This window comes from Corynebacterium sp. c25Ua_89, from assembly GCF_047459735.1.
Taxonomy (GTDB): domain Bacteria; phylum Actinomycetota; class Actinomycetes; order Mycobacteriales; family Mycobacteriaceae; genus Corynebacterium; species Corynebacterium simulans.
Genome location: NZ_JASBOD010000001.1, coordinates 519,696 through 535,545, shown reverse-complemented (window position 1 = coordinate 535,545; position 15,850 = coordinate 519,696). Strand labels below are relative to the sequence as shown.

Here is a 15,850-nt window from a genome sequence, read left to right as displayed (position 1 = left end):
AGCCTACCTTTTTGGATTAAGCTCCGATTGCCACAACGCCGCGCTGGATCGCATCCATAGCCCTGCGGGCATTGCGGCAAATATCTTCCTCGTAGCCCGTCTTCGCAATCTGCTGGAGCATATCGACCACCTGGCGGCACCAGCGCACGAAATCACCTGGAGTAAGCTCCGCACCGGCCTCGTTGGCCGCTGCCATGCAGTAGCCCAGCGGTGCGCCCGCGGCCCACTGGTGGATGGCGAGCGCAAAACCGGCCTCAGGCTCGCGAGTGCGCGGCAGGTTGTGGCGCGCTTCGTCTGCGATGAGCTCAGTGTAGATGCGGTAGGTTGCCTCCATCGCATCGGCCATCGCTTCCGTTGCAGCCTCCGGCTCACCACGGGTCTCCTTGCGGTTTTCGAAGACACACAGCGAAGCCACGCCCGCGAGCTCCGCGGGATCCAACTCGTTCCAAATACCGCGCTTGAGGCACTGCGCGACTAGTAGGTCGGATTCGCTGTGGATTTGTGCAAGGCGCTCGCCCTCGTCGGTGATGACGGGGGTACGTTCCGCGCCAAGGCCTTCGAACTCCACATAGTCCATCTCTGAAAGTAGGTCTACGATGCGGCTGAAGGTCTTGCCCAAGGTGTCGGTGGCGCGCTCGATACGAGCGTTGACCTTCTCGAGGTCACGCTCACGGCGGGCAAGCTTCTGAGCCAGGCCTGCGAGCTGCTCGCGGTCCGTGGCCGGCCACGCATGCGCTGGGTGTTGGCGAATAGCGTCGCGCAACTGGCCGACCTTTTTATTTGGTCGGTTGCGCGGCTCCAAGCGCATCTTTTTCGGGCGGTCATAGTGGTTGCGCTTGAAGGAATCCTGCACGAACTTGGTGTTGCGACGGCGATTCTTCTGCACTGGGCGCGGCAGCTTCATGCGCCCGACCACAATCGGCGGGTTGTTGATCCCCGAGGCGTCGATGCGACCGGACCAGCCGGTTTCAGTAGTCACCCAAGGGCGCGGATCGGCAGCCTGGTTTGCCGGGGTGACCACCACGGCCAAGATTGGGCGCTTTTTGCCTGCGATAGCAATGACTTCACCGACCTGCAGGCGGGCGAGCACCACCGCGACTTCTTGGTTGCGTTGTGCGGTGTTGTTCGCGTGCGCGGCTTTTTCTTCTTCGGTGAGCTTGCGGCGCAAACGGATATAGTCCATGAGCACCTCAGCCGGATCCTCCCCGTCACGCGCCGGCGGTGCTAGAGCATCGATGGCGTCGTCAAGCTGTTTGCGCAGCTCGCGTACGCGGTGCTCTGCCTTTTCTACCTCGCGGGTCTCCTCCACCACTGAGCCGTCTGCCTGGAACTGTGCAAAGGACTTTTCCAGCAGGCGCAGCGATTCCTCGAAGCCCAGCATGCCGAGCAGGTTGATGGCCATGTTGTAGCCCGGCGTAAAGGTGGAGATGAGTGGGTAGGTACGCGTGGAGGCAAGACCTGCGACGGCGTGCGGATCCATCGCTGGCGCCCATTGCACCACCGCATTGCCGATGGTGTCGATGCCGCGACGGCCCGCGCGGCCGGTTAGCTGCGTGTACTGGCCCGGGGTGAGATCGACGTGCGCCTCGCCGTTGAATTTGATTAGTTTTTCTAGCACCACGGTACGGGCCGGCATGTTGATGCCCAGCGCCAGGGTTTCCGTGGCGAAGACCGCGCGCACGAGACCTTTAACGAAGAGCTCTTCAACGATGTGGCGGAAAGCCGGCAGCATGCCCGCATGGTGAGCGGCAAATCCTCGCGACAGCGCTTCGCGCCAGCGCTTGAAGTCAAGCACCTGGAGATCTTCTTCCGGAATGCCTTCTACGCCGGCATCGATGATCGCCTTGATCTCCTCTGACTCTTCCTGAGTGGTCAGAACCATGCGGCTGCGCAGGCATTGATAGAGCGCGCCGTCGCAGCCAGCACGGGAAAAGATGAAGGTAATTGCCGGCAGCATGTCCATTCCCTGGAGCACCTGAAGGGTTTCCGGTCTGCCGAGCGGACGATACCGGTCTTGGGATCGGGCATTGCCAGAGCGGCCGCGCTTATCGCGGCTTCCGCCGTGTCTGCCACCCTTGTGGCGCGCGCGGCTGCGAAAACCTGTCCGGTCGTTGCCAGCCGTCTTGCCATCGTCACTATCGCCGGCTTCAAGACGTCGGATGCGGCGCGCCAGTTCGGCGTTTACCTGTCCCCCAGTCTCTGGCTCGAAGAGCGGATAGACCTTGCGGCCAATCATCATCCATTGGTCGAGCGGAACCGGACGGTGCTCAGAGACGATGACGGTGGTGTCTCCGCGTACGGTAGACAGCCACTCACCGAACTCCTCGGAGTTAGAAACCGTGGCTGACAGACCGATGATGGATACGCTTTCATCAAGGTTGAGGATGACTTCTTCCCAGACCGCACCACGAGAGGCATCGGCCAGGAAGTGGATCTCATCCATGACAACGTGGCTAAGCCGCTCCAAGGCTCCAGACTCGGCGTAGATCATGTTGCGCAGAACTTCGGTGGTCATCACCAAGATTTCCGCGCCGGAATTGATGGAGACATCGCCAGTCAGAAGCCCCACAGCATCCTCGCCGTGGGCAGCTACGAGATCGTGGTATTTCTGATTGCTTAGTGCCTTAATCGGCGTGGTGTAGAAACAGCGAGTGCCGCGCGAAAGCGCCAGGGAAACTGCAAACTCACCGACGATGGTCTTACCCGCGCCAGTAGGCGCGCAGACCAGCACGCCGTGGCCATCTTCAACCGCACGGCAACCTTCCACCTGGAAGTCATCGAGGGGGTGGCTAAGTTCTGCGCGAAAGGTATCCAGGTGCATGGAAGTCATAAACACCAAGGCTACCTGTTGCTACAACACATCGTCGAAGAAGCTCGCGTTATTGTTCGGTGCCGGCTGAGAGTTAGGAATTGCTGGCTGTGAAGCCTGCGCGGGAGAAGTCTGCTGCGGTGTGGCAATCGGGGTCGGAGCCGCAACTGCGGAGGCGCCGCCAATGCCACTGGTCTGGTTATTAAGCGGTGAGGCTGTCTCTTCGTCCAAGTCCAACCACTCGGGGCGTTCGCGCTTGCGGCGCTTATCGTTGATGCGGCAGAACTGGAATGCAAGCTCTACGAGCAAGCACAGCGAGCCAGCGAGCACCAGCATCGAGAACGGATCCTGGCCAGGCGTCATAAACGCGGCAAAAATCATAATTACCACGATGATGATGCGGCGCTTGTTCTTAACGTGCTCGTAGCGCAGGATGCCCAACAGGTTCAAGGCAACAACGAGCAATGGGATTTCGAAGCTGACACCGAAGATAATGAGCAAACCGAGCAAGAAACGATAATAGTCCCCACCAGTCAACGCTGCGGTCTGGAATTCCTCACCAATGCCCATGAGGAACTCAAGGCCGACCGACAGAATGAGGTAAGCAAGAACTGCACCGGCAACGAAAAGAACCACCGCAATCGTGACGAAGCTAAAAGTAAAGCGGCGCTCATTCTTATGCAGGCCAGGGACAATGAAGGCCCAGATTTGGTAGAGCCACACCGGCGAAGACAGCACGGCACCCGCCAGGGCGCCCACCTTAACTCGCAGCATCAGCATCTCGAACGGGGTGGTTGCCAAAAGGCGGCACTCTCCGTCCGCGGTAAAGGACACGCGCTTTTCTTCTGGAAGCGAGCAATAAGGTCCGCGCAGAATCTCACCGAGCGGTGGCATGTTAAACGGTGCCTGTTGATACCAAATGAAACCGATGATGGTTCCAACCACCAGCGCAAGCAAGGAGATGACGATGCGGCGGCGCAACTCTTGCAGGTGCTGGACGAGCGTCATCTCCCCCAGCGGGTTCTTTTTTGCCTTGCGTTGCGCGCGCAAACGCGCAAGCGCGCTCGCGGGCTTCGCGGCATTCGCAGGAGAATTCTTCGGCATTGTCTAAAAGGATGCTTTCACATAAAAGGCGAACACCGAACCTCAGCTGAGGCTGGAGTTCGCCGTGGTTGCTAGGCCTAGTGATTAGTTAACGTTGCCGCCGTTTGGCTGGGCTTGGCCTGGCTGCGAAGAGGTACCGTTCCAGAACTCCTCGTCGGACTGCTTAGCGGCAGAGATCTGGTTTGGCTCCTGCTTTGGCTGGTTTTCCTGGTGCATCTCGTTTACTTCAGACTTGAAGATGCGCATGGAGCGGCCCATCGAACGCGCCAGCTCCGGCAGCTTAGTAGCGCCGAACAGGAGTAAAACGACAAGCAGAATAGCTAGAATTTCCCAAGGTCCCAGGCTCATGGGTTCCTCTTTCTCTTCAGATTATTGGTGTGGGGCGGCAGTTTTAAAAAGCAACCGCCTTCTGAACTTACGAACGGCTATTTAGTATAACTGCCCAGTGCCGCTAGACGGCGATCTGTAATCGCCTTCACGAGCGAATCCGGGCTGGTGACCCGCACTCTATCAGCTTGGCTTAACGCGAAACGAATAAACCACTCCTCCGAACCGATTGGCATCGTTGCAGCTACGTGGCCATTTTTTAACGTCTCGCCCAAGTCGATGTCGTGTTGTTCTGCTAACCATGTGAATTCTGGGTGAATCTCTAATGTCGCCTTTTTGGCGTGTCGCATGGCAAAGGGCTGCTCGGGATCGAAGTCAAGCTCCCGCAGGTGGGGGTAGGCCTTTTCAGCAAGCGTCTCGACCTCCTGAATGCGGTCCAAGCGAAAGGTGCGATGCGCTTTTAGCGATTCCTCCCACGCAACGAGGTATGGCTCGGATTCATAGATAAAGATGCGCGCAGGATCCACGGTGCGTTCTTTTTCCTGGTTGCTGGAGGCGGACCAGTATTTGAAGCGCACGCGGTGCCGCTTATCGACGGCGCTTGCTAGCGTGGCCTGGACTTGAGACTCATGTGGATCGGTATCCGCGAGAGAGTCATAGATAGCTGCTGTCTTTTCATCCATGATCTCCCGCAGCTTTGCGGCTGCTGACTTAACGGCCTCGGTATCGATGAGCCCAGGCATGGCCTCGAGGCTTTCGAGGGTGAGCAAAAGCGCACCGGCTTCCGTCGGAGTAAGCCGCAGCGCCTGCGTCAAGCCTTGGTCATTGTAGATTTGGATGCCGTCGCGATAGTCGAAGGAAAGGTCGATCAGGTCTTCGGTATGACGGCCTACGCCTGAGCAAAAGAGGCGATCCACCGCGTCTTTAAGCTCCGCCGGCGTCATACCGAGGTCGGTAGCGGCTTCCATCGGGGTTTGTCCCGGGTGATTGCGAAAGTACGGGATCAGGTTTAAAGAGCGTACTAGCGCTTGCAACTTCTGCGAACCATCAGCCATGGCTACTCCCCTCCTTCCAGTGCGGCTTCATCTGTGACGCCGAGTGGAGCACTCAGCAGCTTAATTATTGCCTCGCGTACCTCAGCAGGTTCCTTGACCTCCACCTCGGGCGCATAACTTGCTGCTATTCGCACGAGCCAATCCTTATCCACGCCGCGCATCTCCACGATTCCATCATCGTGTCGTACCCCTGCTGCTTCCAGCTCCCGGGCACCGCCTTCAGGGATCGCCACCAGCGCATCGACGCGCTGACCGCGCTTAAGCGTGTCTATCACCAGCTCTTGCAGTGGTTTGGGGGCAACAAGGTGGGTTGCCTCCTGCCGGGAACGTTTCACATTATCGATGCGAGTGGCGCGAAATACGCGAGGGGCTTGTCTGTCGACGTCCCAGCCCACGAGGTAAACGCGGCTGTCATGGTTGACCAATCCCCACGGATCCATAGTGCGCCGGACTACCGGCGCGGAAGGCCGCGCGTAGTAATCGAAGCTGATACGCAACCCCTTACGCACGGCCGTCAGCACTGCGGTGGTTACCTCAGGGCTAATGCGGGTGATGTCGTTAACCGCAACGTAGACCGGCGCGCCGCTGAGATCTCTTGAGGCGCCCGAGGCGGCAATCTTGGTCCAAGCAGACAGCGTGAAATCGCTGAGTCCGCCCGGCTTGCCGATGCCGCCGGCTACGCCCAACACCATCGCTTCCTCTGGGGTGAAGTGAACCGGAGGAAGTTGGTACTCCTCCTGGTTAAGACGATAGGTCGAGCCAAATTCACCACTGGTATGGACCACTGGCACGCCTGCGCGCTGCAGCGTGACGACGTCGCGCGCAAGCTGTTTTAGAAAGGCCTCGTCTCCGCGATCTTGGTAGCCTTCCACGTTCTTGCGGATCCAGGCCGCGCTGCGATCGGGGCTGCCACCGCCGTGGGCTGCGCCCTGCAGCGCAAAGGAAAGATTAGTCAACCTTTCAACGGCGGGGTCGCGTTTGCCTGGTTGAGGCTTCGCCATAGGCCCGTGTGCTCCTTAAAGGAAATAGGTGAATTTACGCGTTGTGCTCCATGTAGTCTAACAACGCTTGCAGCCTGGCATCCTCGAAGACAAACGGGTCTGAGAACTCCTCGGTGTGCGGTTCAGGTCGGTTTACCTTCAGACGCGTCCAATCCACGGTAACGTTGGCGCCCAAGCGGCGCGCCGTCTGCAGGAATTCTCCGCGCAGGCGCGCACGCGTAGTCTGCGGCGGAGTATCGACGCAGGCCGCGATAGCCGCGTCGGTGGTCCAACGCTCAACCATCTTGCGCGATTCCAGCACGTTAAACAGGCCGCGGCCAGGGCGAATATCGTGGTAGGTCAAGTCAATCTGCGCCAGCTTGGGGTGGGCCCAATCGCCACCGAGGCGCTCACGATAGCGATCCAGCAGGCTGCGCTTGATTACCCAATCGATCTCGCGGTCGACGCCGCTGAAATCTTGGGTGTCAATGGCATGCAGCGTGCGCTGCCAGAGGTCTACTACCTTGCGCATCTCGGCATTCGGAGTGCCCTCATCCGGGCGTTCCTCTAGCCAGCGTTGGGCGGCCTCGCACAGGGCGTACTGCACTTCCAATGCTGTGATGGTCGAGCCGTCCTTCAACCCTAATTCGGTACGGCCAGTGGTATCGCGGGCGATGTCACGGATGCGATGAATAGGATCAACGACATCGAAACGCGGTACGTCGAAGCCTGCCTCTAGCATTTCCAGCATCAACAACGTTGAACCGATCTTCAACGCCAGCGTGGTCTCCGACATGTTGGAATCGCCGACGATGACGTGCATGCGGCGGAAGCGTTTAGAGTCACCATGCGGCTCGTCACGGGTGTTGATGATAGGCCGCGAACGAGTCGTGGCCGAGGACACGCCTTCCCAAACTTGATCCGCGCGTTGGGAAAGCAAAAAGCGAGCAGGCTCGTTTGCCTTAGCCGGTTGAATCTTGCCGGCGCCGCAGATGAGTTGGCGGGTGATCATGAAAGGCAGCAAGGCCAGGCCTAAGTCTTTGAGCACCGCGTGACGGCTAATGAGGTAGTTCTCGTGGCAGCCATAAGAATTGCCTGCTGAGTCGACGTTATTTTTAAACAAGTAGACGGAAGCTGGGCGATTTTCGGCAGCCATCGTTCCTTCAGCCTTGCGGGCGAGCTCGTCTACGATGCGGTCACCCGCGCGCTCATAGTTGATGAGCTGGGTGAGGCTATCGCACTCGGCAGTGGCGATCTCCGGGTGTGAGCCCACGTCAAGGTAGAGCCTTGAGGCATTAGGGCTAAAAATATTCGAGGAAGAAAATTGCTCCACGACGGGCCGGAACAAGATGCGCGCCACTTCATCGGGCGTAAGCGCGCGCTGATTGCCATCGGCCCGTGAGGTCACGCCATATTCGGTCTCGATGCCCATGATGCGGCGGGCATAGACATGATCCGTGTGCGCCTCGCTCACGCCTATTCGCCGCCCTTTTGCACATATGCGCGTACGAATTCTTCAGCATTGTTTTCGAGCAGGCCGTCGATCTCATCAAGCAGATCATCCGTGCCCGTGCTATTGATGCTCACCTGGCCCGCGGAGAACTCCGCTGCCTCGTCACCGTTGCTACCGCCGTTGCCGGCGTTTACCTGGGATTGGTTTCCGCTCATCGTCTCTAAACCTTCTTTCTTTCCTACTATCTTTCTATCTTTTCGGCGAATTGCTTCCTAAAGATTCTTCGCGCTAACTGCGCCGAATCGCTACCCCGGCCTTATCGAGCTCAACGAGTAGGGTTTCGACGTCGTCAGCCCGCTCGATGAGCTCCGCAGCATCAGCTGCGCCTAGCTCTAGCGTGTCATCGAGAGTGACGGTCGCGATACCGGAACCACTGTGCAGGGAGACAGACTGCCAGCTGGCGGCAACGACTGCCTCACCGTATTTTTCTATGACTCGGCCGCGGAAGAATGCACGCGTATCCCGCGGCGGGTTCTGCGCTGCCCTGGCAATCTCCTCCTCACTGACGAGCACGCGCATGCGCCCCTTTCGCACCAACGCATGGTAAAGCGATTTGGCGGGATCGACGTCAGTGTATTGGAGATCGATAAGCGCCAGTTTGGGATCGTCGACGGCCACGCCGCGATCCATGTATCCCTTGAGCAACTGGTATTTGGCTACCCAGTCCACCAGATGTGCCGCGGAAAGCGGCTCTGCCGCGAGCAGGCCGACGACCTCGTCCCACGCCGCCAGGACCTTCTCATCCACGTCATTCGTCGGAGTGACCCTCTTGCGATATTCAGCTAGCAAATCAAGTGCTGAGAGCTCGCGGCCGTCCTTAAGCTTCAGCTTGTGCTGTAGCTGCAGGTCCCGGCTAACCAAGGAAACCTCGGCCACCGCATCGCGGAGCTGTAGGTCGCTGAAATCGACGCCCGCTTCAATGGCATCAAGCACCAAGGAGGTCATGCCAAGCTTCAACAGGTTTGCTGTCTGCGACATGTTGGCATCGCCAATGATGACGTGTAGGCGGCCAAAGTCCTCAGCTACCGCGTGCGGCTCGTCTCGAGTGTTGATGATGCCGCGGTTGAGCGTTGTCTCCAGCGAGATTTCCTGCTCGATGTAGTCGGCGCGCTGGGAGATCTGAAATCCTGGCTCTTCCCCTTCTTGTCCAAGGCCAACGCGGCCAGCGCCAACCACTACCTGGCGTGCCACGAAGAACGGGATGAGGCCCGCGGCAATCGCGGAAAATTCGGTAGAGCGTCGGTACTGGTAATTTTCGTGCGAACCGTAGGATGCTCCTTTGCCATCCACATTGTTCTTGTAGAACTTCAGTGGCGGGCACGGATCATGATTTGCCAGCACAGATGTGCCCTGCGCGGATAGGCGCGCTACCGCTTCGGCGGCTTGTCGCAAAACTACGTCACCGGCGGCGTCGTAAAGCATGGCGTCCCAAGCATTCGTGCATTCCGGGGAGGAATACTCCGGGTGCGCGTGATCGACGTAGAAGCGCGCACCGTTTGCGGTCACCACGTTGGCCACGCCGATTGCATTCGGATCGACCACGGGAACGGTTTGATAGCGCTTCAAATCAAAACCGCGAGAGTCACGCAGTGGATGTTCCTCGCGGAAGTCCCAGCGCGAACGCGCCAAAGTATGCAGCGCCGCATAAGCCACGACCGCATGGGTCGAGGTGACAATGGGCGAAAGCTCTGGACTCGTGGGAGTGGAAATCCCGTACTCAGTCTCTGTTCCTAGGACGCGTGCCATGAGGTACTCCTAAAGCCCATTAGCTCAACTCGGGTTACTTCTGCGCCAGCCTGGGTGCCGGCAACAATCTTGGTCCACTCCTCAGGGCTAGCCGAGGTTGGTACGTATTCTGACTCCGCCTGCTCCGCGGCAATGGCCTGGCGCAAGTGATCCGAAGTAATACCGTGCGTGCTCATCTCGCTATCAGCAAGCGCTTCCTTGATCGCAAGCTTCTTTGCACGCGCTACGATGTTGGCAATCATCGCGCCGGAGACAAAGTCGCGGTAGAACAACGTCTGCGGCTCATCATTGCGGTAATGCAGACGTACGAAGGGCCGCTCCGAATAGAGCTCTTCGACTGCTGAGTCAATGAGCCCCTCGAGGTCCGCCTGGTGCGGTACCTTCTGACCCAGATGCCGGCTAAAGATCTCGCGGGCGCCTTGCTTGCTGGGGCGATTGACGCGAATCTTGATGTCGAGCCGGCCCGGGCGCATGATGGCAGGATCGATGAGCTCCTCGCGGTTGGTGGCGCCGATGACGATGACGTTGCCCAGCTTTTCGACGCCATCGAGCTCCGTCAACAGCTGCGGAACCACCGTTGTCTCCATGTCTGAGGAAACTCCGGAACCACGGGTACGGAAGATGGATTCCATCTCGTCGAAGAAAACGATGACTGGGCGGCGCGAGTCCTGGGCTGCGAGTTCGCGAGCGCGTTCAAAGATAAGGCGAATGCGGCGCTCGGTCTCACCCACGTACTTGTTTAAGAGTTCAGGGCCCTTGACATTCAAAAAGAAGCTCGGGCCGCCGCTACCCATCTTGGTAGCAAGGGAGTTTGCCACGGCCTTAGCAATCAAGGTTTTGCCGCAGCCCGGCGGGCCATAGAGCAACACGCCCTTCGGCGGCTCCAAGTCATATTGCCGGTAAAGATCCGGATGAAGGAAAGGCAGCTCGACGGAATCGCGGATTTGGGAGATCTGAGCATCCAGACCGCCGATGTCGTCGTAGCTAAGCTCTGGGACCTCCTCCAACGAAAGTTGCGCCACCTCGGACTTTTCAATCTTTTCGAGCGCGACACCTGCCTTGCCATCGACAAGGACGGTATCACCAGCGCGAATGCCCTCGCGTAGACGCGCAGCCAAAAGCACCACCTGCTCCTCGCCGGAGGAGTTCGCCACGATGACGCGGGTGCTGCCTAAAGTCTCTTGCACGGTGGCAAGGCTTCCCATTTGCGGGTGTCCACAAGCTTCTACAACGACGAAGCCCTCGCCTAAACGCACGAGTTGACCGGCTTCAAGGCTGCCTGGCTCTAGGTTGGGCGAGACCTTCACCCGCATGGGGCGGCCGTTGGTATAGACCTCGGCGTCGCGCCGGGAATCATGCGGCTTTCCTGAGTATCCGAGGAATACACCATAGGTTGAGGCAGGCTCTGACAGTTCGTTGACCTCGGCCAACATCTGCTGCAGCTTGTTGCGGGAATCCTGCAGCAGCGAAGCGAGCTTGGTGTTGCGCTCGGCTAGCTGATCAATCTGCCTTTTGAGGGCGGCTGTGTGACTTGCGTCGGTCATAGCTACACACTAGCGCGTGAACCATGCCGACAAGTCAGGTTGGCCTAAAATCCCCCGCGGACTCTTTGGCTCCGCCTCGTTTTGGACTTACTTGCGGGCGCGGCGCTGTGGGCGGGGTGGAGTCACGCCGTCGGCAAGGCGGCGCGTCCAGATGAGGAACGCAGTGTGCGCGTTCATGCGGTGCTCTGGACGGGTGGCAAGGCCTTCCACCTTCCATTCACGCACGAGGGACTCCCAGGCCTTCGGCTCGGTAAAGCACTTCAGCTCGCGGATCCCCTCCATGACCTTCATCAGCTGCGGCACGGTAGCCACGTAGGTCATGAAAACGCCGCCCGGGATCAGGATGTCGCGAACCTTCTCCAGGTGCTCCCACGGCTCAAGCATGTCGAGGATGACGCGGTCAACCGGACCGCCGAGTTCTTCCACGGTGACGTCCGCCAAATCACCCAAGCGCGGGGTCCACCACTCAGGCTGCTCGCCGAAGTATTCCTTGACGTTGTCCACGGCGTACTCCAGGTGGTCATCGCGCACCTCGTAGGAGAAGACGTGTCCCTGCGGGCCAACGGCGCGCAGCAGCGTCATGGACAACGCACCGGAGCCGGCGCCAGCCTCCAGGACGCGTGCGCCCATGAAAATATCGCCTTCGACCAGGATCTGCGCGGAGTCCTTCGGGTAGATGACCGCCGCGCCACGCGGCATGGAAAGCACGTGGTCCACCATCAAGTGACGGAAGAGCAGGAAGTCGCTGCCCAGCGTGGAGCGCACCACGGAGCCCTCATCCAGACCGATGATTTCGTCGTGGCGGATGATGCCCTTGTGCGAGTGAAACTCGCCACCTTCCTCAAGTATCACCGTGTAGTGGCGGCGCTTAGCATCGGTCAGTTGGACGCGATCGCCATAGTGAAAAGGTCCGGAATAAGGCATGGTGTGTGCTTCCTATGCTTTCTCGTGGATTTAAAGGAGGTTTAATTAACCTAACAAGTATGCCTCAATGGCCTTGGCCATCCATACTTGGTCACGCTCGCCGACCATCTCGCGTGCGGAGTGCATAGAAAGCATCGGCACGCCGACGTCGACGGTGTCGATACCTAAGCGGGTCGCGGTGATGGGACCGATGGTGGAGCCACAGGGCACGTCGTTGTTGCCCACGAAGCGCTGGAAAGGAACCTTGGCCCGCTCGCATGCGCGCTCCCACAGGGAGACGGTCGTTGCGTCGGACGCGTAGCGCTGATTGCCGTTGATCTTGGTGACGGGGCCCTTACCGATAATCGGGTGATGCGTGGGATCGTGCTTGCCTGCGTAATTAGGGTGGACCGAATGCGCGGCGTCGGCCGACACGCAGCAAGAACGCGCATACATTTGATACCGCTCCTCTTCGTTGGCCCCCAGCGCGCGACCAGTGCGCCCCAGGACATCGGCGAGAATCGGGCCGGCAGCACCGAAACGAGAAGCCGAGCCCACCTCTTCGTGGTCGAAGGCAGCCATGACCAAAATGTCTTCGTGGCCATAGTCCTTCTGCTGGGCGGCATTGCGCATTGCGACGACGCTGGCAAACACGGAAGAAAGATTATCCATGCGGCCGGCCGCGATGAAGCGCTCACCGGTGCCGAATACGGCGCCCCGCTGGGCATCGGCAGTAATGAGATTGAATGCAGAGATCTCATCCTGAGCCACGCCGATGGACTCCGCTACCACGCGCAATACCGAGGCATCGGGAGTGCCCACGGAAAGCACCGGCTGCATGTTGTGCTGGCGATCCGGCTTGAACTCGTCCTTACGGTAGAGATGGATAGCTAGCGAAGGCAGGCGCAGAATCGGGCCGGTGTTGACCAAATGATGCGCGCCATCCTTCGTCACCACTTGACCGGCAACGGTCAGCTCACGGTCGAACCAGGTATGCAGCAACGGGCCGCCGTAAATTTCTACCGCGACCTGCTGCCAGCCCGCAGCATCAAAATCGGGGGTCGGCTTGAGCACAAGGCCTGGCGAATCTGTATGAGAACCGATGATCCTAAACGCGGAGTGTTTGCCCGCGCCCTCCGGCACGAACCAAGCCATGATGGCGCCGCCGCGAATCATGTAGTGGCCGCCTGGGGCTGCTGACCATTCCGCGGCCTCATCCTGGCGGACAAAGCCCACCTCTTTTAGCTGCCGCGCCACCTCATGGGCCGCGTGATAGGAAGAAGGAGAAGAGGCTATGAAATCAAGGAACTCATCCGAAATACTCATGCCTCCTACTTTGCCATGAATTGCACCGCGCTAGGCTAAAAGGACCATGGCTGATGCACGAAAACCTCGCCCGTTGGCGCTTTCGCCTTCTCGGGCCTCAGACTATAAACAGTGCCCACTTCTCTACCGCTTTCGGGCAATCGACAAGCTCCCCGAGCCGAAGACCGTAGCGCAGGTAAAAGGAACGCTGGTCCACGCAGTTTTAGAAAACACCCACAAGCTGCCGCGCGAAGAGCGTGACTACCCCGCTGCGGTGAAAATGATTAAGCCGGAATGGGCCAAGATGGTCGCTGCCGACGCCGCGCTTAAAGAGCTCGTGCCCGAGGAAGAAACCCTCGATTTCTTCGTAGCGGCCCGCGAATTGCTCAAGGGCTATTTCCAGATGGAAAACCCGCAGGGCTTCGATGCTAAAGAATGCGAGATGTACGTCAATACCGTCTTGCCAAACGGCGTGCCGGTCCGCGGCTTCATCGACCGCGTGGACGTTGCCCCAACCGGTGAGGTCCGCGTCGTGGACTATAAGACCGGCAAGAAGCCAATCCCCCGCTTTAGCCAAGACGCCCAGTTCCAGATGCGTTTCTACGCTCTTGTCTATTGGCGAATGCTGGGCGTCATCCCCGCCCAGCTGCGCCTGATGTATCTCAAGGTCATTGACTCGATGTTCCTTACCCCAACCCGCGAAGAGCTGGAGTACTTCGAGCGTGACCTAGGCGAGCTCTGGGCAAAGATCGAGGGCGATGGTAAGGAAGGTCTCTTCCGCCCGAAGACCTCGAAGCTTTGCAGCTGGTGCTCTTTCCAAGAGCTTTGTCCTGAATTCGGCGGAACCCCGCCCGAGTATCCGGGTTGGCCGGGCTCCGCCGCAGATAGCTAGAACAGGCCGGAAATGGTGCCGTCGGCGGCAACATCGATGTTGTTGGCCGCCGGTTTCTTTGGCAGACCCGGCATGGTCATGACGTCGCCAGTCAGCACCACGATGAAGCCCGCGCCAGTACGCGGCAGCAGCTCGCGCACGTGGAGGGTATGGCCCTCTGGAGCGCCCAAGGAAGCCGGGCTATCGGAGAAGGAGTACTGCGTCTTTGAGATGACCACTGGGAAGTTATCCCAGCCATTGTCCTTGATGTACTGCAGGTCCTTCTTGGCCTTCGGGCCGTACTCGATAGAGGTTGCGCGGTAGACCTCGGTGGCGATCTTTTCGATGGACTTTTCCACGCCCTCTGCTGGATCGTAGAGCTGATGTGCCTGACCCTCGGAGAGGTTTTCTAAGAGAGTTTCTGCCAACTCCTTGGCTCCTTCGCCGCCCTTTGCCCAGACATCTGCCTCAGCCAGGGCGACGCCAAAGTCCTTCGCCCAGGTCCGCATGAATTCGCGCTCGGCCTCGGTATCGCTGTAGAAGGAGTTGAGCGCAACTACTGGTTGCAGACCAAACTTGCGGATGTTTTCAACGTGGCGCTCGAGGTTGACGATACCCTTGCGCAGTGCATCAAGATTTTCCGTGGTCAGGTCCTCACGGGCCTGGCCGCCGTTGTACTTCTGGGAGCGGATGGTGGCAACGACCACAGCGCCCGCGACGTCGAGCTCGCCAAAGCGAGCCTTGATATCCATGAACTTCTCGCCGCCCAAGTCAGCGCCAAAGCCAGCCTCGGTGAGCACAATGTCGCCGAACTTCATCGCAGTCTGTGTTGCAAGCAAGGTGTTGCAGCCATGCGCAATGTTGGCAAAAGGTCCACCATGTACGAATGCCGGGGTGCCGCCCAGAGTCTGCACGAGGTTCGGGTTGAGGGCGTCGCGCATCAAAGCGGTTAGTGCGCCCTCAGCACCAAGCTCGCGTGCCGTGACTGGTTCTTGGTCGAAGGCATAGCCAACGGTGATATCACCCAAGCGCTTCTTAAGGTCTTCGAGGTCAGTAGCCAGGCCCAAGATAGCCATGATCTCAGAAGCTGCGGTGATGGTGAATCCAGTTTCCGCAGGCACTCCGTGTGCCGGGCCGCCGAGGCCGGTGACGACGCCGCGCAGCGCACGGTCATTGACATCGAGGCAGCGCTGCCAGGTCACGCGGCGCGGGTCGATGCCGAGCTGATTTCCTTGGTGGATGTGGTTATCGATGATGGCAGCCAAGGTGTTGGTGGCCGCTGCGATGGCATGGAAATCACCGGTGAAATGAAGGTTGATATCCTCCATCGGGACAATTTGGGAATAACCACCGCCGGCGGCACCACCCTTGATGCCCATGACTGGACCTTGGGAAGGCTCACGCAAAGCGACGATGGCCTTGTGCCCCAGTAGTGCCAAAGCATCGGTTAGGCCAATCAGCGTTGTGGACTTGCCTTCACCAGCCGGTGTTGGAGAAACACCAGTGACGAGCACCAGCTTGCCTTTAGTGGGAAGGTGCTCGAGCTTCGTGATATCGACCTTGGCTTTGGTGTTGCCATAAGGAATGAGCGCTTCCTCCGGGATTCCCGCACGAGAAGCAATATCGGTAATTGGCTCCAGTTTGTGAGCCTGTGCGATTTCGACGTCTGAGAGTTGGGTAGCCATGGCCTTAT

At 59.0% G+C, this 15,850-nt stretch carries 13 protein-coding genes; 1 reads left to right on the top strand and 12 read right to left on the bottom strand.

Annotated elements, in window-relative coordinates; genetic code table 11:
• Positions 1-16: 16 nt before the first annotated feature.
• From QKB66_RS02505 to QKB66_RS02455, 11 genes are all read right to left on the bottom strand, one after another.
• Entirely contained in the window at positions 17-2,830 is a 2,814-nt protein-coding gene (locus QKB66_RS02505; RefSeq protein WP_414252617.1) for a DEAD/DEAH box helicase, read from the bottom strand.
• Between the two features lie 21 nt (positions 2,831-2,851).
• Complete coding sequence (gene tatC / locus QKB66_RS02500) at positions 2,852-3,913, bottom strand: twin-arginine translocase subunit TatC (RefSeq protein WP_399530982.1); 1,062 nt, start codon at positions 3,911-3,913, stop codon at positions 2,852-2,854.
• 84 nt (positions 3,914-3,997) lie between these two features.
• Positions 3,998-4,261 (bottom strand): Sec-independent protein translocase subunit TatA, encoded by a 264-nt coding sequence (gene tatA / locus QKB66_RS02495; RefSeq protein ID WP_096336302.1) that lies wholly within the window; start codon positions 4,259-4,261, stop codon positions 3,998-4,000.
• Between the two features lie 77 nt (positions 4,262-4,338).
• Entirely contained in the window at positions 4,339-5,295 is a 957-nt protein-coding gene (locus tag QKB66_RS02490) for a helix-turn-helix transcriptional regulator (RefSeq protein ID WP_414252616.1), read from the bottom strand.
• Positions 5,296-5,297: 2 nt separating this feature from the next.
• Positions 5,298-6,296: a helix-turn-helix transcriptional regulator gene (locus QKB66_RS02485; RefSeq protein WP_096336300.1), complete on the bottom strand. Its 999-nt coding sequence runs from the start codon at positions 6,294-6,296 to the stop codon at positions 5,298-5,300.
• Positions 6,297-6,330: 34 nt separating this feature from the next.
• Complete coding sequence (gene pafA / locus QKB66_RS02480) at positions 6,331-7,707, bottom strand: Pup--protein ligase (protein ID WP_414252640.1); 1,377 nt, start codon at positions 7,705-7,707, stop codon at positions 6,331-6,333.
• A 44-nt stretch (positions 7,708-7,751) separates the two neighbouring features.
• Positions 7,752-7,943: a ubiquitin-like protein Pup gene (locus QKB66_RS02475; RefSeq protein ID WP_248090226.1), complete on the bottom strand. Its 192-nt coding sequence runs from the start codon at positions 7,941-7,943 to the stop codon at positions 7,752-7,754.
• Positions 7,944-8,016: 73 nt separating this feature from the next.
• A complete protein-coding gene (gene dop / locus QKB66_RS02470; RefSeq protein ID WP_248090228.1) occupies positions 8,017-9,534 on the bottom strand; it encodes a depupylase/deamidase Dop in 1,518 nt (505 codons plus the stop codon).
• Complete coding sequence (gene arc, locus QKB66_RS02465) at positions 9,519-11,078, bottom strand: proteasome ATPase (RefSeq protein WP_414252615.1); 1,560 nt, start codon at positions 11,076-11,078, stop codon at positions 9,519-9,521. The genes dop and arc overlap by 16 nt, the downstream gene beginning before the upstream one ends.
• Before the next feature lie 87 nt (positions 11,079-11,165).
• Positions 11,166-12,002, bottom strand: coding sequence for a tRNA (adenine-N1)-methyltransferase (locus QKB66_RS02460; protein ID WP_414252614.1), 837 nt, complete (start codon positions 12,000-12,002; stop codon positions 11,166-11,168).
• A gap of 45 nt (positions 12,003-12,047) precedes the next feature.
• Positions 12,048-13,307, bottom strand: a complete 1,260-nt coding sequence (locus tag QKB66_RS02455) for a M18 family aminopeptidase (RefSeq protein WP_414252613.1) — start codon at positions 13,305-13,307, stop codon at positions 12,048-12,050.
• A 46-nt stretch (positions 13,308-13,353) separates the two neighbouring features.
• Here QKB66_RS02455 and QKB66_RS02450 point away from each other — a divergent pair, with 46 nt between their 5' ends.
• Positions 13,354-14,178: a RecB family exonuclease gene (locus QKB66_RS02450; protein WP_414252612.1), complete on the top strand. Its 825-nt coding sequence runs from the start codon at positions 13,354-13,356 to the stop codon at positions 14,176-14,178.
• On the opposite strand, the gene QKB66_RS02445 is transcribed toward QKB66_RS02450, so the two are convergent.
• Positions 14,175-15,842, bottom strand: a complete 1,668-nt coding sequence (locus tag QKB66_RS02445) for a formate--tetrahydrofolate ligase (RefSeq protein ID WP_311518389.1) — start codon at positions 15,840-15,842, stop codon at positions 14,175-14,177. The two genes, QKB66_RS02450 and QKB66_RS02445, sit on opposite strands and share 4 nt — an antisense overlap.
• Between the last annotated feature and the right edge of the window lie 8 nt (positions 15,843-15,850).